Origin of the sequence: Rhizobium cauense (assembly GCF_019511525.1) — a bacterium.
GTDB lineage: Bacteria > Pseudomonadota > Alphaproteobacteria > Rhizobiales > Rhizobiaceae > Rhizobium > Rhizobium cauense.
On the sequence record NZ_JAEUAT010000008.1, the window covers coordinates 272,081 to 291,459 of the forward strand.

15 protein-coding genes and 1 tRNA gene are annotated in these 19,379 nt (G+C 60.8%); 12 read left to right on the plus strand and 4 right to left on the minus strand.

All coding sequences use genetic code 11. The annotated features are described in order from the left end of the window. Positions 1–3,153: an efflux RND transporter permease subunit gene (locus JNB88_RS17460; RefSeq protein ID WP_220356533.1), complete on the plus strand. Its 3,153-nt coding sequence runs from the start codon at positions 1–3 to the stop codon at positions 3,151–3,153. A 193-nt stretch (positions 3,154–3,346) separates the two neighbouring features. Next, positions 3,347–3,919 (plus strand): hypothetical protein, encoded by a 573-nt coding sequence (locus JNB88_RS17465; RefSeq protein WP_220356534.1) that lies wholly within the window; start codon positions 3,347–3,349, stop codon positions 3,917–3,919. 158 nt (positions 3,920–4,077) lie between these two features. On the opposite strand, the gene JNB88_RS17470 is transcribed toward JNB88_RS17465, so the two are convergent. Beyond that, positions 4,078–4,153 (minus strand) — tRNA-Ile (locus JNB88_RS17470). 156 nt (positions 4,154–4,309) lie between these two features. Here JNB88_RS17470 and JNB88_RS17475 point away from each other — a divergent pair. Both JNB88_RS17475 and JNB88_RS17480 read left to right on the plus strand, forming a co-directional pair. After that, positions 4,310–5,053: an SIMPL domain-containing protein gene (locus JNB88_RS17475; protein ID WP_220356535.1), complete on the plus strand. Its 744-nt coding sequence runs from the start codon at positions 4,310–4,312 to the stop codon at positions 5,051–5,053. Between the two features lie 249 nt (positions 5,054–5,302). Continuing rightward, positions 5,303–5,686 carry a BRA0787 family protein gene (locus JNB88_RS17480; protein WP_037133020.1) on the plus strand — a complete coding sequence of 128 codons (384 nt, stop codon included), beginning with the start codon at positions 5,303–5,305 and terminating at the stop codon, positions 5,684–5,686. 51 nt (positions 5,687–5,737) lie between these two features. Here the strand turns inward: JNB88_RS17480 and JNB88_RS17485 are convergent, their stop codons facing one another. Beyond that, the gene (locus tag JNB88_RS17485; protein WP_037133022.1) at positions 5,738–6,451 is read right to left on the minus strand and encodes a GntR family transcriptional regulator; all 714 of its coding nucleotides are present in this window, start codon (positions 6,449–6,451) and stop codon (positions 5,738–5,740) included. A gap of 268 nt (positions 6,452–6,719) precedes the next feature. Between JNB88_RS17485 and JNB88_RS17490 the strand changes: the two genes are divergently transcribed. From JNB88_RS17490 to JNB88_RS17520, 7 genes are all read left to right on the plus strand, one after another. Continuing rightward, positions 6,720–7,802, plus strand: a complete 1,083-nt coding sequence (locus JNB88_RS17490) for an ABC transporter ATP-binding protein (protein ID WP_220356536.1) — start codon at positions 6,720–6,722, stop codon at positions 7,800–7,802. A 28-nt stretch (positions 7,803–7,830) separates the two neighbouring features. Continuing rightward, positions 7,831–9,129, plus strand: coding sequence for an ABC transporter substrate-binding protein (locus JNB88_RS17495; protein ID WP_037133025.1), 1,299 nt, complete (start codon positions 7,831–7,833; stop codon positions 9,127–9,129). A gap of 73 nt (positions 9,130–9,202) precedes the next feature. Next, positions 9,203–10,117 (plus strand): ABC transporter permease, encoded by a 915-nt coding sequence (locus tag JNB88_RS17500; RefSeq protein ID WP_220356537.1) that lies wholly within the window; start codon positions 9,203–9,205, stop codon positions 10,115–10,117. Position 10,118: 1 nt separating this feature from the next. Beyond that, positions 10,119–10,940 (plus strand): ABC transporter permease, encoded by an 822-nt coding sequence (locus JNB88_RS17505; RefSeq protein WP_220356538.1) that lies wholly within the window; start codon positions 10,119–10,121, stop codon positions 10,938–10,940. 4 nt (positions 10,941–10,944) lie between these two features. Then, a complete protein-coding gene (locus JNB88_RS17510; protein ID WP_220356539.1) occupies positions 10,945–11,688 on the plus strand; it encodes an aspartate/glutamate racemase family protein in 744 nt (247 codons plus the stop codon). Between the two features lie 90 nt (positions 11,689–11,778). Beyond that, positions 11,779–12,264 (plus strand): heme-degrading domain-containing protein, encoded by a 486-nt coding sequence (locus JNB88_RS17515; protein WP_222858056.1) that lies wholly within the window; start codon positions 11,779–11,781, stop codon positions 12,262–12,264. A 93-nt stretch (positions 12,265–12,357) separates the two neighbouring features. Beyond that, positions 12,358–12,936 (plus strand): hypothetical protein, encoded by a 579-nt coding sequence (locus JNB88_RS17520; protein WP_220356540.1) that lies wholly within the window; start codon positions 12,358–12,360, stop codon positions 12,934–12,936. Positions 12,937–12,991: 55 nt separating this feature from the next. Here JNB88_RS17520 and JNB88_RS17525 read toward each other — a convergent pair whose 3' ends face one another. Further along, positions 12,992–14,251 (minus strand): AGE family epimerase/isomerase, encoded by a 1,260-nt coding sequence (locus tag JNB88_RS17525; protein WP_220356541.1) that lies wholly within the window; start codon positions 14,249–14,251, stop codon positions 12,992–12,994. A gap of 172 nt (positions 14,252–14,423) precedes the next feature. On the opposite strand from JNB88_RS17525, the gene metH reads away from it, so the two are divergent. After that, complete coding sequence (gene metH / locus JNB88_RS17530; protein WP_220356542.1) at positions 14,424–18,197, plus strand: methionine synthase; 3,774 nt, start codon at positions 14,424–14,426, stop codon at positions 18,195–18,197. A gap of 283 nt (positions 18,198–18,480) precedes the next feature. On the opposite strand, the gene JNB88_RS17535 is transcribed toward metH, so the two are convergent. Further along, the gene (locus JNB88_RS17535) at positions 18,481–19,356 is read right to left on the minus strand and encodes a PP2C family serine/threonine-protein phosphatase (RefSeq protein ID WP_220356543.1); all 876 of its coding nucleotides are present in this window, start codon (positions 19,354–19,356) and stop codon (positions 18,481–18,483) included. Between the last annotated feature and the right edge of the window lie 23 nt (positions 19,357–19,379).

Here is a 19,379-nt window from a genome sequence, read left to right on the forward strand (position 1 = left end):
ATGATCTCGCGCTTCTTCATCGAGCGGCCGGTGCTTTCGAATGTTCTCGCCCTGGTCATCATCCTGATCGGCGCGGTAGCGCTGTTCCAGTTGCCGGTGGCGCAATATCCGAATGTCGTTCCGCCCACCGTGCAGGTGACCACGCGTTATCCGGGCGCGAGCGCCAAGACCCTCGTCGATACCGTTGCACTGCCAATCGAGCTGCAGGTCAACGGCGTCGAAAACATGCTCTACATGCAGTCGACCAGTGCCAGCGATGGCACCTATTCGTTGACCGTTACCTTTGCTATCGGCACTGATCCCGACCAGGCGCAGGTTCTCGTCCAGAACCGCGTCGCAATCGCCATGCCATCCCTGCCTGAGGCTGTGCAGGTGCAGGGCGTGACGACTCAGAAGAAGTCGACATCGATCCTCGGGTTCGTCAGCCTGACCTCGCCGGACAGCCGGTATGACAGCCTGTTTCTGTCGAACTACGCAGTCATCAACCTTCAGAACGAGCTCGCCCGGCTTCCCGGCGTCGGCAATGTCAGTGTTTTCGGCGCCGGTCAGTATGCCATGCGGATCTGGATGGATCCGGACCTTCTGCAGGCGCGCGGGCTCACTCCGCAGGACGTCATCAACACGGTTCAGCAGCAGAGCCAGGAGGTGACGGCGGGGCAGGTGGGATTGCCACCGGTGCCGAGCGGCCAGGACTTCCAATACACGCTGAACGTCAGCGGCCGGCTCAACGACGCTCCCGACTTCGAAGACATCATCGTGAAGGTGGATTCGGGAGATGGCGGCCGGATCACGCGTGTACGCGACATCGGCCGCGTGGAACTCGGGGCGCAGACCTACAGCCAATCGTTCCTGCAAAATCGACGACCGGCGACCGGCATCGGCATTTTCCAGTTGCCGGAGGCAAACGCAATCGCCGTCGCTGAATCTGTCCGCGTGAAGATGGCCGAGCTGGCGAAGAGCTTTCCGCCCGGCCTCGAATACAGCATGCCGTTCGATACGACGAAATTTGTGCAGGCGTCGATCCGCGAGGTCTACGTGACGCTGATCGAGGCCGGCGTACTGGTGCTGATCGTCATCCTGCTCTTCCTGCAGGACTGGCGGGCCATGCTCGTACCGGCCACAACGGTGCCGGTAACGATCATTGGCGCGTTCGCGGCCATGGCCGCGCTCGGATTTACCGTCAACCTGTCGACGCTGTTTGCGATCGTGCTTGCGATCGGCATCGTCGTCGATGACGCGATCGTCATCGTCGAGGGAGTGGCGCGTCACGTCGAGGAGGGGATGCCAGGCAGGAAGGCCGCAGAGAAGGCGATGGACGAACTTCTCGGCCCCGTCATAGGCATTACGCTGGTGCTGATGGCCGTCTTCATTCCGGCTGCTTTTCTTCCGGGGCTGACCGGCCAGCTCTACCGGCAGTTTGCGCTGGTCATCGCGGCGACAGCGTTGATCAGCGCCATCAACGCCATCACGCTGAAGCCGACGCAGTGCGCCCTCTGGCTGCGCCCGCCCGTGCCCCCCGAAAAGCGCAATTTCTTCTATCGTGGTTTCAACCGGGTCTACGATGCCGCGGAGAACGGCTATTCCCGGCTCGTCAGCGGCCTCGTGCGCAACAGCGCGATTGCAGTCCTCGTTGGCCTCGGGCTGATCGGTGTCGCCTTCTGGGGCCTTACGCGGCTTCCGACCGCCTTCCTTCCGATCGAGGATCAAGGTTATGTGCTGGTCAGCGCGCAACTGCCTGACGGCGCGTCGAAGGAACGCACCGATGCCGTCATGCAGCAGATCAGCGAGATTGCCGAATCGACGCCGGGCGTTGATCAGGTTCTGACGATCAGCGGGATTTCAGTCCTCGACAACAGTGCGAGCCTGCCGAACGCCGGCGTCGCCTATATCGTTCTTAAGGACTGGGACGTACGTGGAAAGGAAAAGGGCCAGGACCTGCTATCGATCTACGAGCATCTGAATGGCGCTCTGGAGAGTGTCATGAAAGCACAGACGCTGGTCGTCGTTCCTCCGGCTATCCAGGGCATCGGCAACGCGAGCGGCTTTACCATGCAGGTGGTGCTCAAGGATGGCAGCTTCGATTTCTCGCTGCTGCAGACGCTGGCCAACACGATCGTTGAGCACGGCAACTCGCAGTCCTCGCTGCAGCGGCTTCAGACCTCGTTTAGAGCTGATGCACCGCAGCTTGAAGTCTCGGTCGATCGCATCAAGGCCGAGACGCTCGGCGTTACGGTAGGGCAGGTGTTCTCCGCCCTCTCGGGGTATGTGGGATCGAGCTATGTCACGCAATTCAACAAGTTTGGCCGTACCTTTCAGGTCTATGTGCAAGCGGCGCCCGATTTCCGGGTGCGGCCGGATGACATACGCAATCTGAAGGTCAAGGCGGGCGATGGCACCATGGTTCCGCTTGGCACGGTGATCGACGTCAAGAGCATGCCGGGCCCGTCGCTTATCAGCCTCTACAATCTCTATCCAACCGCTACGATCGTCGGCGGGCCTGCGACAGGCTTCAGTTCGGGGCAGGCGCTCGATGTCATGGAGCAGATCGCAGACCAGACGCTGCCACCTGGCGCCGGCTTCGAATGGACGGCATTGTCATATCAGGAAAGGGCGGTCGGCAGTCAGATCTATTACGTCTTCGGGCTTGCCATTCTGCTTGTCTACTTTGTTATGGCCGGACAGTATGAAAGCTGGATATTGCCGTTTGCCGTTATTCTCGCGGTTCCCCTTGCTCTGCTCGGGACCGTCGGCGCACTCACCGCACTCGGGGTGGCCAACAATCTTTACACGCAAATCGGTCTCATTCTGCTGATCGCACTCTCCTCGAAGAATGCCATCCTGATCGTTGAATATGCGCGTGAAAAGCGCTTGCAAGGCATGGAGATCGCCGCTGCCGCAGTGCTTGCGGCGCGATTGCGTTTCAGGCCGATCCTGATGACGTCCTTTGCCTTCATTCTCGGCGTGTTGCCGCTGGTGCTGGCAACAGGCGCCGGGGCCAACGCGCGCCGGTCGATCGGCATTTCAGTCTTCAGCGGTATGATCGCATCGACGTGCCTGGCGGTGCTGCTGGTGCCGTCGTTCTACGTTATTTTGCAGCGGTTCGAAGAGTATCGAAAGCGCCGAACAGCGGCGGTCCCGGACGCCCAGACATAGGCGCCTCACAGGGTCCTTGAGCGGACTGACGCCGCGCCAGTGCTTGCCATTCCCTTCCCAGGGAATTGGAGGCTAGCCCTTCCATTTCCCCGAGCAAGGCGAACGGCAAAGGAGCGCCCTCGAAGGAGAGGGCTCAGAGCGGCTTCACGATGCCGACACCGTCGACACTGTGATTTCCGCAGGGAGAGGAACCATGGATAATTTGTCGTCGTCATCAACAGAAACCGGATTCGCCAAGCCGAGTGGGTGGAAAGGCAGCGTTGGGCTGTCTGTGCTTTTTGCCGTTTCGCTATTTGCGGGAGCCGTCGGCGCACAGCAGCCGACGGAGCAGCAGCGCGATGCGATCAAGTCCGCTTGCCGCAGCGATTTCATGTCCAATTGCTCCGGCGTCACGCCTGGCGGCAAGGAGGCGCTTGCCTGCCTGCAGCAGCATGAAGCGTCACTTTCGTCGGGATGCAAGCAGGCGATCAGCGCGCTCGGCGCAGGCGGCAAGGCCGCTGCCCCGAAGTCGTCTTCCGACGCATCTACCACTCCCGCCGCACCCGCGGCACCGGACGCCGGCACCGCCAAGACCGCAGCCCCGGCGGCGGCACCGCAGCTTTCGCCGCGAGAGGAGATGGTCATCGCTCGCGAAGCCTGCGGGCCGGATTTCCGCTCTTACTGCCGCGCCGTGCCTCTCGGCGGTGGACGCGGCATCGCCTGCCTAAGGGAAAACATGCAGCGCCTGTCGCCGAGCTGCCAGAAGGTTCTAGCGCACGGGCTGTGACTTGCTCGGCTTGTCTCTGCTTGGCGCTCCCGTGAACGCAGGAGCGCCATGCCAAGTGTTCTCAGTGCCATGCGGGCATGAACGACTCTCTGCGGGAAGACCGATCCCTCGGTTCTTTCGGCGTGTGCATTTGTGGCAAACGCCTATCTGTTGGGGAATGGTGGGCCCGGAGGGACTCGAACCCCCAACCAAGCGGTTATGAGCCGCCGGCTCTAACCATTGAGCTACAGGCCCATGCAGCAACGCGGCTGCCGTGTCCGGCGCAATGGTTCCCCGGAACGGGTTTCGCTCTAACGCAATTCTTCTGCAGTCACAAGGGACTGCCGCAATAGCTTCACAATCAATCGGCAAGACGTCGATCGAGACTTCACAATCAGGGAGTGAAACACCGTGCTGCCGAACACCAGAACAATCGCCTTAAGCCTTCTGCTTGGCCTTCCGACCGCTGCCGCCATGGGCTTGCCGGCGCTGGCTGCTGATTCGCAGCCACGCGAGGCCGTGATTTCCGTGAGTGGTGAGGGCCAGGCAAGCGTCGCGCCTGACATGGCGGTCCTCAGCCTTTCCGTGGTGAAACAGGCAAAGACCGCGCGCGAAGCGCTCGACCAAAACAACAAGTCGATGAGCGACGTCCTTGCCGCTTTGAAAAAGGCTGGCATCGCCGAGCGAGACCTCCAGACCTCGGGCTTCTCGGTACAGCCGCAATTCGTCTATCCGCAGTCCAATGATGGTCAGCCTCAGACCCCGCAGCTGGTCGGCTACCAGGTGTCGAACTCGTTGAGCGTGCGTGTCCGCGATCTGTCCAAACTCGGCGCCATCCTCGACGAGGCTGTCACGCTTGGTGTCAATCAGGGTGGTGACATCCAGTTCACAAACGACAAGCCGGAAAAGGCGATGGAAGAGGCCCGCAAGAATGCCGTCGCCAATGCCATCGAGAAGGCGAAGACCCTGGCGGGTGCGGCTGACGTCAAGCTTGGGCGGGTGATCGAGATCAGTGAAACCTCGCCGCGTCCACAACCGGTCCCCGTCATGCGGGCTGCGATGATGAAGGAAGCTGCCGATTCGTCGGTGCCGATCCAGGGTGGTGAAACCAGCTACAACATTACCGTCAACGTGACGTTTTCGATCGCGCAGTGACCTGAAGGCAGCTCCGCTGCCTCTAATTTCAGACCAAATAGGCCGTTGATATTTTCTGCGATATCAACGGCCTATCTGTTTTCTTTAGTCATGATGGAACCGCAGAGCCGATAAAAGGCTTTATCACGCGTATATTACACTATAACATTGATCGTGTTTTCGGTCCCGCAGGGGAATTCTGAGTTCTGTTTCCCATGTTGCTGCCGGCCGAAGAGGAGGAATGGCACTAGCCCTAAAGAGGAGACAGACATGACGAATGCCTTGCCGCCGCTTCACAATGGACACGCCCCGTTCACCCTTCAGGAACTCTTCCGCGAAGCCCTCTATGCCTTCGAAGAATGGGATACGGAACTCACCGAACCAATCGTCACATTCGAAGGTCGCGTTGTACCCATCAGTCAGGTCTTCGAGGCGATGCGTCTGTGCGACGACATCGTTCCGATGAACATTGTCGGAGCCGTCACAGAACGGCTGACCAAACCCTGGGAAGGCGAAGGACCGCTCGACCAGATGAGCTTCTCGACCGCCGCCCGCGTCATGGGCGTCCTCGTCCGCAAGCGCCTGCTTGCAAACGGCACGCCTGATATCGTCGCCGTTGCAGAACGAACGGCCGAGCGTCGTTCCGGCAATTGAATTGGTGGTTGCGGCCATAGCGCCGCAATCCCGCCTCCAGCACTAAATCTGTTACAGTTCGAAGGCTTCCTTGAGGCCGACGCTCTTGCGCTCGCGCAGATCGAGGTCTGCCTCGATGTGGGCGATGTGGTGCAGCATCAACCGGCATGCTTCGTCGAGATCGTTCCGCTCGATCGCAGCGACGATGTCGCCATGCTCGGAATGCCCGCAACTCGATATGGTGGACTGGCCGTAGAGGGCGATGACCAGCGACGAGCGGGCGACAAGCTCATCCATGAAACGCTGCATGATGGCGTTGCCTGATATGGCCGCAAGCGTCAGGTGAAAGTCGCCTGATGCCTTGATTTCGGCGCGTCGCGCCGTCTGGCCGCGCTCGCTCATCAACCGTCCTTCTTCAAGCAGTAACTGCTTGAGATGCTGGATCTGCGAGGGCGAAATTCGCGCCGCTGCCTCGCGCAAGATTCCGGGTTCGACGAGGCGGCGGGCGGCAAAGATCTGGCGTGCTTCCTCGGGCGAGGGGTAGGCGACGAATGCACCCCGATTTTTTTCAACGCTGACCAGGCCTTCGTAGGAAAGCGCTTGCAGGGCGGCGCGAGCGAGCGTCCGGCTGACGTTGAACAGATTGCCGACATCATTCTCCGACAGCTTGGTACCCGGCGACAGGCGCCGCTCAACGATCGCGTCGCGGATCGCGTCGCGGATCTGTTGTGCGCCTGTATCGGCTGAATCCTCTGCAGTCTGCAGGGCGGTTGCGGTGGACTTCATGAACTCGAATACCTTTTGACCGGGAAATGATATCTGCGTTTCCCGCAAAAGTTAAATGGAATTTGCGCGCAAAGTGACGGCTAAATTGTATACGATATTTTGCACGAATTGCAGACGATGGCCTATTTTGTGTGCAATTGTGTTTGATGCCTGAATTTTGATATCTGGGGCGATTTTTGTAGCAAACCCTTGATTTGCCGTCGCTTGATGCAGCGCAATAGAAACTGGCACGGCAGATGCATTGTCTTTCTCAAACAGGGGAAGACCAATGTCGAAAGCCGCAGAGATCGATATCGTATCCGTTTCCAAGGTGTATGGCGCCACGACGGCGGTCCATTCCATCAGCCTGAAGATACCGGCCGGTTCCTACTGCTGCTTTCTCGGGCCGTCCGGCTGCGGCAAGACCTCGACGCTGCGCATGATCGCCGGGCACGAGAGCATTTCCTCAGGCGATATCAGGCTTGGCAATACCGTCGTCACGGACTTTCCGCCGGCCAAGCGCGGTACCGCGATGATGTTCCAGTCCTATGCGCTGTTTCCGCATCTGGATCTCATCGACAACGTCGCTTTCAGCCTGAAGATGAAGGGCGTCGAGAAGGAAGTGCGTCGCGCCAAGGCGCTCGCGATGCTGAAGCTGATGCAGATGGACGCCTATGCGACCCGGCGTCCGGCGCAGCTTTCCGGCGGTCAGCAGCAGCGCGTGGCGTTGGCGCGCGCGCTGATTACCGACCCGGAAGCGCTTCTGCTCGACGAGCCGCTGTCGGCACTCGACCCGTTCCTGAAGATACGCATGCGAGCCGAACTGAAGAAACTGCAGAAGACACTCGGCATCACCTTCGTCCACGTCACGCACAGCCAGGAAGAGGCTATGGCGCTCGCCGACATCATCGTCATCATGAACGACGGCAAGATCGAGCAGGCGGCAACGCCGCGCAAGGTGTTCGAGGAGCCGGCCACCGCCTTCGTCGCCCGCTTCATGGGCGATCACAATGTTCTCTCCGGCCGCGTCGTTTCCTCGAAGGATGGTGTCACCACGCTTGAGGTTCCGGAAGGGCAGACCTTCTCGGTGCGCGGCAACGGCAAGCATGCCGGCGAGAGCGTCGATATCGGTGTTCGCACCGACCGGGTACGGCTCGAAACGGCTTCCGACAAGACGCTCGGCTTCAACGGCGTCGTCTCCAACATCGAATATCGCGGCGCCTCGGTGAAGCTCACCGTGGCCGGCGCGGGCAGTGACGACTTCACGGTCATCGCGAGTGACGGCGATTATTTCGCCAAACCCGTATCGGTCGGCGATGCGGTGTCTCTGAGTTGGGCCCTGGAGGATGCAGTCCTCCTCGGCCGTGCATGAACCTCACCACCAAAAAAGGGGAACTGACATGACAACTGAAAAGAAGACGACGAAGACTGAGGCCGGGATTTCCCGCCGCAGCCTGCTGAAAACCGGCGCCGCTGCTCTCGGCGCTGCCGCCGGCTCGGGCCTCATCACCGGCTTCCCGACGATCTGGGCGCAGTCGAACATCACGCTTCGCCAGTTCGGCACCGGTGTTTCCAACATCAACGCCATTGCCGAGCAGTGCAAGAAGGACCTCGGCATCACGCTCGAGATGACGGCAACCGATTCAGACGCGGCCGCGCAGCGCGCCGTGACGCAGCCTGACAGCTACGACATCGCCGACATCGAATACTGGATCCTGAAGAAGGTTTACCCGACCGGCGTCATCCAGCCGATGGATGTGAAGAAGCTGAAGTACTACGACAAGGTCGTTCCGCTGTTCAAGAACGGCAAGCTGAAGCCGGACAGCGTGATTGCGCAGGGCACGGCGCCGCACACTGTCGGCTATGTCGAGAGCGCGGATGCCAAGACCTTCGCCAAGGGCGAAACCGAGCTCTTCACCATGATGCCGACGATCTACAATGCCGACACGCTCGGTATTCGTCCTGATCTCGTCGGTCGTGAGATCTCGACCTGGGCCGATATCATGGATCCGAAGTTCAAGGGCAAGACCTCGATCCTCAACATTCCGTCGATCGGCATCATGGACGCCGCGATGATCATGGAAGCGCTCGGCAACATCAAGTACGCCGACAAGGGCAACATGACCAAGGAAGAGATCGACAAGACGATCGAGTTCCTGATCAAGGCCAAGCAGGACGGCCAGTTCCGCGCCTTCTGGAAGAGCTTCGACGAGTCGGTCAACCTGATGGCCTCGGGCGAAGTCGTCATCCAGTCCATGTGGTCGCCGGCCGTTGCCGCCGTCCGCTCCAAGGGCATCGCCTGCAAATACCAGCCGCTCAAGGAAGGTTATCGCTCGTGGGGCGGCGGTCTTGGCCTCGCGTCGCACCTCAAGGGCGCGCAGCTCGATGCGGCCTACGAGTATATCAACTGGTACACATCCGGTTGGGTCGGCGGCTACCTCAACCGCCAGGGCTACTACTCCGCCTGCATGGATACGGCCAAGAACTTCATGACGGCTGACGAGTGGGGCTACTGGATCGAAGGCAAGGCAGCCCAGGGCGATATCCTCTCGCCTGAGGGTAAGGTCATGGAGAAGGCCGGCGCGGTTCGCGACGGTGGTTCGTTCGAAGAGCGCATGGGTCATGTGGCGTGCTGGAACTCCGTCATGGACGAAGACCGCTATATGGTTCGTCGCTGGAACGAGTTCATCGCTGCCTAAGGCAACCGCTTCTGCCAGACCCTCTCCCCAGTTCCTTTGGGGGGAGGGTGTCCAAAACGGAGAGACCGGAAACATGGCGACGATCGCGTCTTCGCAGGCCGAGCAACAATCGGAACAGACAAGCCGCCGACGGATCGGATGGCCGGCATGGGCAGCGTCCTATCTGCAGGCTACGCCGCTGATCCTCATCCTCGGCTTCTTCTTCATCCTGCCGATCGCCATGATCGCCGTCGTCAGCTTCTGGGACTATGACTTTGCCGGTCTCTACCCAGCGTTCCTCACCATGAACTACACCGACACGCTCGGTTCATGGGTCACCTGGAAGACCTATCTCAACACCTTGAAATTCACGGTGATTGTCTGGGGTCTGACGCTTTTCATCGGCTTCTGGGTCGCCTACTTCCTCGCCTTTCATATCCGGCGCACCTCGACGCAGATGATCCTGTTTCTGGTCTGCACCGTGCCGTTCATGACCTCGAACATCATCCGCATGATCTCCTGGATTCCGGTGCTCGGTCGAAACGGGCTGGTCAACTCGGCGCTGGTCCAGATGGGGATCGTGCCGCAGCCGATCGAGTGGCTGCTCTATTCCGATTTCGCCGTCGTTCTCGCCATGGTGCACCTCTACACGCTGTTCATGGTGACGCCGATCTTCAACACGCTGATGCGCATCGATCGCTCCCTGTTCGAGGCGGCGCGAGACGCAGGCGCCAGCGGCTGGCAGATCCTCTGGAATGTCGTTCTGCCGCTTGCCAAGCCTGGCATCGCCATCGGTTCGATTTTCGTTGTGACGCTTGTGATGGCCGACTTCTCAACCGTACAGGTCATGTCAGGCGGGCAGAGCGCCTCGGTGGCGCTGATGATGAAAAACCAGATGTCGCTGCTGCAGTATCCCGCCGCCGCCGCCAATGCCGTTGTGCTTCTAATCGTCGTGCTGATGATGGTGGCCGCCATCCTGCGCGTCGTCGATATTCGCAAGGAGCTGTGAGATGAACCACGAGAAGCGCACCTTCGAATTCTACGTGCTCGCAGCCTTCTTCCTCGTTTTTGTACTGTTCCTCTATGGACCGCTGTCGGCGATCCTGATCCTGTCCTTCCAAGGCCCCGACGGTGGCCTGACATTCCCGCTGAACGGCGTTTCCGTTCACTGGTTCTACAATCTCTTCGAGAAGCAGGCCGTCGGCGATTTCGGCGCATCCTTCCGCCGCTCGTTCACGCTTGGGCTGATGGTGATGGTCGTCACCGTTGTCGTCTCACTGCTGGCGGGCCTGGCGTTTCGCCGCCGCTTCCGGGGCGCGACCGTGCTTTTCTACGCGACGGTCGCAAGTCTCGTCGTGCCGTCGATCATCATCTCGCTCGGGATCGGCGTGGTCTTCCAGCAGGGCGGCCTTAAGCCTGCCTGGTACTCTTCCGCCTTCGGTGCACATTTGACATGGACGCTGCCATTCGGAGTGCTCATCATGTTCGCCGTCTTCAACCGCTTCTCGCCGGCTTACGAAGAGGCGGCGCGCGATCTTGGCGCGAGTTCGTGGCAGACCTTCCTTCATGTCCTGTTGCCGATGATCGCGCCGAGCCTGATCGGCGTCGGTCTCTTCGGCTTCACGCTCTCCTACGACGAATTTGCTCGTACGTTGATGACATCAGGGAGCTACAATACGCTTCCGCTCGAAATCTACGGCATGACCACCAACGTCACGACCCCGGTGCTTTACGCGCTCGGCACGGTGACGACGCTGTTTTCCTTCACCATCATCCTCGTGGCGCTCGGCATCATGCTCATGCTGCGCCGGCGCCAGGCAAAGATAAGCTGATTTCATGCGCATTCTTCTAGTCAATCCCAATACCACTGAAACCATGACCGATAAGGCTGCTGTAGCCGCCCGCGCGGTTGCGGCCCTCGGGACCGATGTCATTGCCGCGACCTCCCGCATGGGGCCCGTCTCGATCGAGGGACACTATGACGGTGCGCTGGCGATCCCCGGGCTTCTTGCTGAGTTGAAGGAACAGAAGGCTGGCGGCTACGATGCGGCCATCATCGCCTGTTTTGACGATACCGGGCTCGACGCCGCCCGCAGCTTTTCCGACGTGCCGGTGCTCGGCCTTTGCGAATCCGCTGTCGCCACGGCGGGATTTCTAGCGCAACGCTTTACCGTCGTGACGACGCTCGAGCGCTCGCGCGTGCTGATCGACAATCTCGTGCAGCGCTACGGCATGGGTGGACGTGCGAAGGTGCGCGCATCGGATATCCCGGTCCTCGAGCTTGATGATCCTGCATCGGGTGCCATTGGGAAGCTTCGGGCCGAGATCGAACGAGCACTTGCCGAAGATGGTGCGGAAGCGATTGTGCTCGGCTGCGCAGGCATGACCGACTTGGCGCGCGAACTGCAGGAGATCTATGGCGTTCCTGTCGTTGACGGGGTTGCTGCGGCGGTAAAGCAGGCGGAGGCGCTGGTGTCGCTCGGTTTGTCGACCAGCAAGCGCGGTTCCTACGCATCGCCGCTGGCCAAGCCCTTTACAGGCGCGATGAGCGCTTTTGCGCCCATAAGGGCCGTCGGCTGATCCTGGCGTCGTCATGATTCCGCTTTACTTTTCCACTCCGCTTGCATTTGTTCAGGCAAAAGCATCGCAGGAGAGGAAGCAAACGTGACCATGCCCGACGAAGACCTCAAGCGGATCGCGGAACAGGAAAAAGTGTTGAGTTTCGACACTTTCGATCTCACGACCGCATGGCAACTCGGCAAGCTGCTGCAGGAGCTCGGGACTGAGCGCGGCCTCGGTATTGCGATCGACATCACGCTGCATTCGATGCCGGTCTTTTATGCAGCGCTCCCCGGCGTGACGCCTGACAACGTCCAATGGGTGCGGCGCAAGCGCAACTTGGTGCTGCGCTACTTCAGGAGCAGCTACGCGATCGGTCTTGATCTCAAGCAGAAAGGCAAGACCGTTGTCGACAACGGTCTTGCTGATGCCGATTATGCAGCGCACGGGGGCAGCTTCCCGATCAATGTGAAAGGTACAGGCTGTATCGGCGCGGTCACCGTCTCCGGCCTGCCGCAGCGTGACGACCACAATCTGGCCGTCGAGGCGCTGGCGCTGATGTTGGCAAAGGATCTCGACGCGTTGCGTCTGGACTGAGAGCGGGCGTCGGGAACCGGTGCCGGAGCTAGGTTGCGCCGGCTATGAAATTCGTCGCGTTGCTGCGATACTCGTCCTGAAGGGACGAGATCGATGATGCGTCACTTGCGAATTCTGGCGGCGCTGCTGTCACTGTCACTCATCAGTGCCGGTCCGGCTGATGACGGGCGCTGGTATGCCGGCGACTACTCTTTCTCCGATGAGCTTGGCGGCTTCCGTATCCTGTCGGTGACCGGGGCGGGTACGAGGGAAGATCCGATCGAAATCACCGAGCAGCTTGACTCGACCGACCCCGTCACTCTGGTAATCAGGGCCAAAAGATCACCTGAACTCCACTCGCTCCTTCAGGGAGCTTTCCATGTGCGCGTCGTTGCTCGCAACACCAGCGGATTGGCGTGGATCGGGTGCGACTTCGAACTTCAGGAGATTCGTGGCAAACCAAGCGACTTCAATGATGGCCTGTCTTTCGGGCAGGCCAACCCGAATCCGGACTTCATTTCGTCCGACAGGTTCGTTCGTTTCGAAAGCCGCTTCGAGAGCTTTGATCGGCTACGCTTTGAAAGCGGCCACGTTGATCCCCTCGATCGTGCCAAGTTCGGCTTCTTCATTGCCGACGTCACGCCGGTTGCCGAGTTCTATATGGTGCAGGATCCGCAGATACCCTCTTCGTGAGGTCGCGACGGAAATCGGAAGAAGCGGCGCCATCAGGCGCCGCACCCTCGTTGGATCAGATCTTGCCGCCCGCTTCGGCGATGACCTTGGTCAGGCTGCCGGTTGCCGGGAAAAGGGGGATCAGGCAGGCCTGCAGGGCGTGATAGATGTCGCCCTTGCCGGGGAACAGGCTGTGTGACGGCACCAGATTTTCCGTAAGCTCCTCGTGCCAACCGCCATTCTTGTGGTCGATGAAGGCGCGTTCGATCACGTTCCAGATCCTGCGGTAATGTTCCTCGTGATAGTCGCTCGGCAGGTGCTCATTGAGGAAGTGTGCGGCCGCAGCGCCTTCGCACGCCGGCCACCACAGCTTGTTGCGCTTGGCCGGCTTGTCTTCCCAGTCGAGCGTATAGAAGAAGCCGCCCTTGTCGTCGTCCCAGCCGAGGGCGATCGACTGCGAGAACAGGCCCTTGGCGGCATCCGGCATCCAGTCATGTTTCTTGCCGCCGAGGGCCCAGAGTTGCAGGACGAGGCGCGCCCATTCCAGCCAATGGCCGGGGGTGGTGCCGGCCGGGCGGAACATTTCGTTCGGATGATAGTAGTCCTTGTCGACACCCCAATCTGTGCTGAAGTGCTCGGCGACGCGCCAGCCGACGGAGCCGGCTGCGCGACGGATAACGAGGTCGGCAATGCTTTCGGCCTCGGCCAAATAGTCGCGGTCACCGGTTGCCTCGAAGGCAGCCATCAGCGCTTCGGTCAGGTGCATGTTGGAGTTCTGGCCGCGGTAGTTGCCGCCGTCGAGCGGCTGCCAGTCGGCAGTGAACTCCTCGGCAATTGCGCCGTGCTTGGCTTCCCAGAACTTGGTGTTCAGGACCTCGGTAATATCGGCAAGCATGCCGTCGGCCAGCGGATGGCCGACTGTCTTCGCCGCAGATGCCGCAAGCAGGACGAAAGCGTGGCCGTAGCCCTGCTTGTTGGTGTCGACGGGGCCGTTGTCATCGAGCGACCAGAAATAGCCACCGTTCCTGGTGTCGCGGTGATGGTTCCAGATGTACCGCATGCCGTGATCGACGACGTCGGAGGCGCCGGGGCGACCGAGCAGGGTGCCGATCGCAAAGCAGTGGACGGCGCGCGACGCGATATGGATCGGACGGACCTGGCCGGCGGCATCGAGTGGCTTGCCAGCGTCGTCGAGATCGAAAAAGCCGCCCTTCGGATTGATGGAGTTGTGCTGGAAGAAATCGAAGAGCCCGTTTGCCTGCGCAAGCAGCCAGTTGCGGTGGTAGGCGCGGGTGGTCCAGTTTCCGAGCGCGGCGTCGCCGATTGCAGGTGCCATGATACTCCTCCGATTTCGTGCACAAAGCCTTCGCAACCGCCTATATAGGGGCCGCCCGAGTCTGTCATCTGCCAAGCGCCGCAAAGGCGCCACATGACAGGCATATATTGACATAAAGATATCTTTATGTGATTTGACCATCTGGTCTGCAACGACGTCAAGGAGTCCGCCCGTGTTTGATACTCTGTTTGGTTCCGAAGGGGCAAAGCGCGACGGTAGTGAAGTGTTTGCTGCGCTCAAGAAAGCGGCCAGCGAACGCATCCTCGTTCTTGACGGCGCCATGGGCACGCAGATCCAGGGGTTGGGTTATGACGAAGATCATTTCCGCGGCGACCGGTTCATCGGTTGCGCCTGCCATCAGAAGGGCAACAACGACCTCCTGATCCTGACGCAGCCGGATGCGATCGAAGAGATTCATTATAAATACGCCAAGGCCGGGGCCGATATTCTAGAGACCAACACCTTCTCCTCGACGCGGATCGCTCAGGCCGACTACGCGATGGAAGGCGAGGTCTACGCGCTGAACAAGGAAGGCGCCGAGATCGTCCGCCGCGCTTGCATCCGCGCCGAGCGCGAGGATGGCCGTCGCCGCTTCGTGGCCGGTGCCATCGGCCCGACGAACCGCACGGCGTCGATCTCCCCCGACGTCAATAATCCGGGCTTCCGCGCCGTCACCTTCGATGACCTGCGCATCGCTTATGCCGAGCAGATCGACGGCCTGATCGATGGCGGCGCCGATATCATCCTCATCGAGACGATCTTCGATACGCTGAACGCAAAGGCTGCGATCTTTGCCTGCGAAGAGCGCTTCGAGGCGAAGGGCATCCGCCTGCCGGTCATGATCTCCGGCACGATCACCGATCTTTCCGGCCGCACCCTTTCCGGCCAGACGCCGACCGCTTTCTGGAATTCGGTGCGTCACGCCAACCCGTTCACGATCGGCCTAAACTGCGCGCTCGGCGCCAACGCCATGCGTCCGCACCTGCAGGAGCTGTCGGGCGTTGCCGATACCTTCATCTGCGCCTACCCGAATGCCGGCCTGCCGAACGAGTTCGGCCAGTATGACGAGACGCCGGAACTGATGGCCGCGCAGATCGACGAGTTTGCCCGCGAGGGTCTCGTCAATATCGTTGGCGGCTGCTGCGGCTCGACGCCCGAACACATCAAGGCGATCGCCGAGGTCGTGGCCAAGTACAAGCCGCGCCCGATCCCTGAGCATCGGCCGTTCATGTCGCTGTCGGGCCTTGAGCCTTTCGAGCTGACCAAGGACATTCCCTTCGTCAACGTCGGTGAGCGCACCAACGTCACCGGCTCGGCCAAGTTCCGCAAGCTGATCACCAATGCCGATTACACGGCGGCACTGGACGTGGCGCGCGACCAGGTGGAAAACGGCGCGCAGATCATCGACATCAACATGGACGAGGGCCTGATCGATTCCGAAAAGGCGATGGTCGAGTTCCTGAACCTGATCGCTGCCGAGCCGGATATCGCGCGCGTACCCGTGATGATCGATAGTTCGAAGTTCTCGATCATCGAGTCCGGCCTGAAGCGGGTCCAGGGCAAGCCGATCGTCAACTCGATCTCGCTCAAGGAAGGCGAAGAGAACTTCCTGGCGCAGGCGAAGCTGCTGCATGCCTATGGCGCGGCTGTCGTCGTCATGGCCTTCGATGAGACGGGGCAGGCGGATAGCTACGAGCGAAAGGTCGAGATCTGCACGCGCGCCTACAAGCTGCTCACCGAGAAAGCGGGTTTCCCGCCCGAGGACATCATCTTCGATCCGAACGTCTTTGCGGTCGCGACAGGTATTGAAGAACACAACAACTATGGTGTCGACTTTATCGAAGCGACGCGGACAATCCGCAAGACGATGCCGCTGGTGCATATCTCGGGCGGCGTCTCGAACCTTTCCTTCTCGTTCCGCGGCAACGAGCCGGTGCGCGAGGCGATGCACGCCGTGTTCCTTTACCACGCCATCCAGGCGGGCATGGACATGGGTATTGTCAATGCCGGCCAGCTTGCCGTCTATGACCAGATCGATGCGGAACTGCGCGAGGCCTGCGAGGACGTGGTGCTGAACCGCCGCACTGACGCGACCGAGCGGCTGCTCGAAGTGGCCGAGAAATTCCGTGGCGGGGCTGCGCGCGAGGGACGCGTGCAGGATCTCTCCTGGCGCGAATGGTCGGTCGAGAAGCGTCTCGAGCATGCGCTGGTCAACGGTATTACCGAGTATATCGACGCCGACACCGAGGAAGCCCGCCAGCAGGCCGAGCGGCCGCTGCACGTCATCGAAGGCCCGCTGATGGCCGGCATGAACGTGGTCGGCGATCTGTTCGGCTCGGGCAAGATGTTCCTGCCGCAGGTCGTCAAGTCCGCCCGCGTGATGAAGCAGGCGGTTGCCGTGCTCCTTCCGTACATGGAGGAAGAGAAGCGCCAGAACGGCGGCGACGAGCGCAAGGCTGCCGGCAAGATCCTCATGGCGACCGTCAAGGGCGACGTCCACGATATCGGCAAGAACATCGTCGGCGTCGTGCTCGCCTGCAACAACTACGAGATCATCGACCTCGGCGTCATGGTGCCGGCGACGAAGATCCTTGAGACGGCTGTTGCCGAGAAGGTTGATATCATCGGTCTTTCCGGCCTGATCACGCCGTCGCTCGACGAGATGGTGCATGTGGCTGCTGAAATGGAGCGTCAGGGGCTGGACCTGCCGTTGCTGATCGGTGGAGCGACGACGAGCCGTGTCCACACGGCGGTCAAGATCCATCCGGGCTACGAAAAGGGCCAGGCGGTCTATGTGACGGATGCCAGCCGCGCAGTCGGTGTCGTCTCGTCACTGCTTTCGCCGGAAGCGCGCGACGGCTATGTGGCCGACATCCGCGCGGAATACGCCAAGGTGGCGGCGGCACATGCGCGCAGCGAGGCCGAGAAGGTGCGCCTGCCGCTTGCCCGCGCTCGCGAGAATGCGCAGCAGGTCGATTGGGCAGCCTACAAGCCGACCAAGCCGAGCTTCCTCGGTACCAAGGTGTTTGACGGCTACGATCTGGCTGATATCGCCAAGTACATCGACTGGACGCCGTTCTTCCAGACCTGGGAGTTGCGTGGCCGGTTCCCGGCCATTCTCGAGGATGAGAAGCAGGGTGAGGCGGCTCGTGCGCTCTGGGCTGATGCGCAGGCGATGCTCAAGAAGATCATCGACGAGAAGTGGTTCCACCCGCGCGCCGTCATCGGCTTCTGGCCGGCGAACGCGGTTGGCGACGATATCCGCCTGTTCACGGACGACAGCCGCAAAGACGAACTTGCCACCTTCTTCACGCTGCGCCAGCAGTTGTCGAAGCGTGACGGTCGGCCGAACGTTGCGCTGTCGGACTTCGTCGCACCTGTCGAGAGCGGCGTCCAGGACTATGTCGGCGGCTTCGTCGTCACGGCCGGTATCGAGGAAGTCGCGATTGCTGAACGCTTCGAACGCGCCAACGACGATTATTCGTCGATCCTCGTGAAGGCGCTGGCCGATCGCTTCGCGGAAGCCTTTGCCGAGCGCATGCATGAACAGGTTCGTCGCGAATACTGGGGCTACGCCGCAGACGAGCATCTCAGCAACGAGCAGCTCGTCAGCGAGGAATATGCCGGTATCCGCCCAGCGCCCGGTTATCCGGCGCAGCCCGATCATACCGAGAAGAAGACATTGTTCGGCCTGCTCGATGCGGAGAAGGCGGCAGGCGTGACGCTCACCGAGAGCTACGCAATGTGGCCGGGTTCTTCCGTGTCAGGGATCTACATCGGCCACCCCGATTCCTACTACTTTGGCGTTGCCAAGGTGGAGCGGGATCAGGTCGAGGATTACGCGAACCGCAAGGGCATGGACGTTGCCGAAGTCGAGCGTTGGCTTGGCCCGGTTCTCAACTACGTGCCGCGCAAGCGCGATGAGGATATCGAGGACGCGGCCTGACCGGCTGCGTCCAGACCGCCGACAAACCTCCTGTTGTCTGACCCCCTGCATCTCCGTCGTTCCGGCCTTGTGCCGGAATCCAGCCGTCGCGCGCCTGGGCGGCATAGGGTCTTTCGCGATCAAGGACTTGACCGCGCTGGATGCCGGCGCGAGGCCGGTATGACGCTGATAGGCCTCTCGCCCTCCTAGCCTGATCGGCCACGTCTTCAGTATCTGATTCAAGATCTGCATAGATTGATTCAGCTTGTCGTCGCAACGCGCTGAATTCGAATCGGAAATTGCCTCAAGAGCCGGGCGTCAGTTCCACAAGCAGGGCGGTGGTGTCGTCGCTCTGCTTGTAGCGCGGATAGCGCAGACCCTCCGGATCGATCTCGCGCTCGAAGCGCCTGAGTTCATCGAGCATGGGCCGAAGACCCTTCTCGCGTGCGGTGCGTACTAGGCCCGCCGAATCGTAGGTCGCGTAGAGAACCGCTAGGTCCGAGAAGCCGTCGCTGCAGACGATAGCGTACGCCTTGCCCCTGATATCAAGCCGTTCGGAAACCAGATGGTCGGCTGCCTCCGGCACGAGGCCGAGGGTCCAGACGCCGCTTTCCGGCGTGTTCTGCCGCTCGCGGTGTTGGCGCAACAAGGCGAGCGTTTCGGAGTTGCCAAGCGCGCCGCCGTCCTTTGTGATGCCGCCGGTGCGGGCAATGTGCTTTCGCGCCTGGTTCTGTTCGTATTCATAGGCGCCGGGGATTGCCATGTGCATGGTGGCTGCGCCGTCTTCCTGCAGAAGAAAGAGGCAGGAGTCGCCGAGCCCGACGAAGTGAAGCCCGTCGCGTGTCTGATGCAGCATCGCGAAGGCGGTCAGTGGCCACGCGTAGCGCGGGACATTCTCGTGGCGGCTCAGGAACGCTGCGCGCGCTGTTTGCGACAGATTGCGTGCAACCTCAGAGACGCTGGTCTCAGACGTGATCTGATCTTGAAAGCCGCGGGCGAAATGCTGGGCGATCCAGGCGGCGTCGCTGCCTGCTTCATCCATGTACTGCCGGTCGCCGAGGCCGGTCGCGCCGTCGATGACGAAGGCGCAGGCCTCGTTGTAACCGAAGCTGTCGTCATTCGGCTTTGCGGGATTTCCGGGATCAGAGATCGTGTCGAGGATTGTGATGCGAGCTGTCATGGGGTCCTTGAATAGACGCGCTT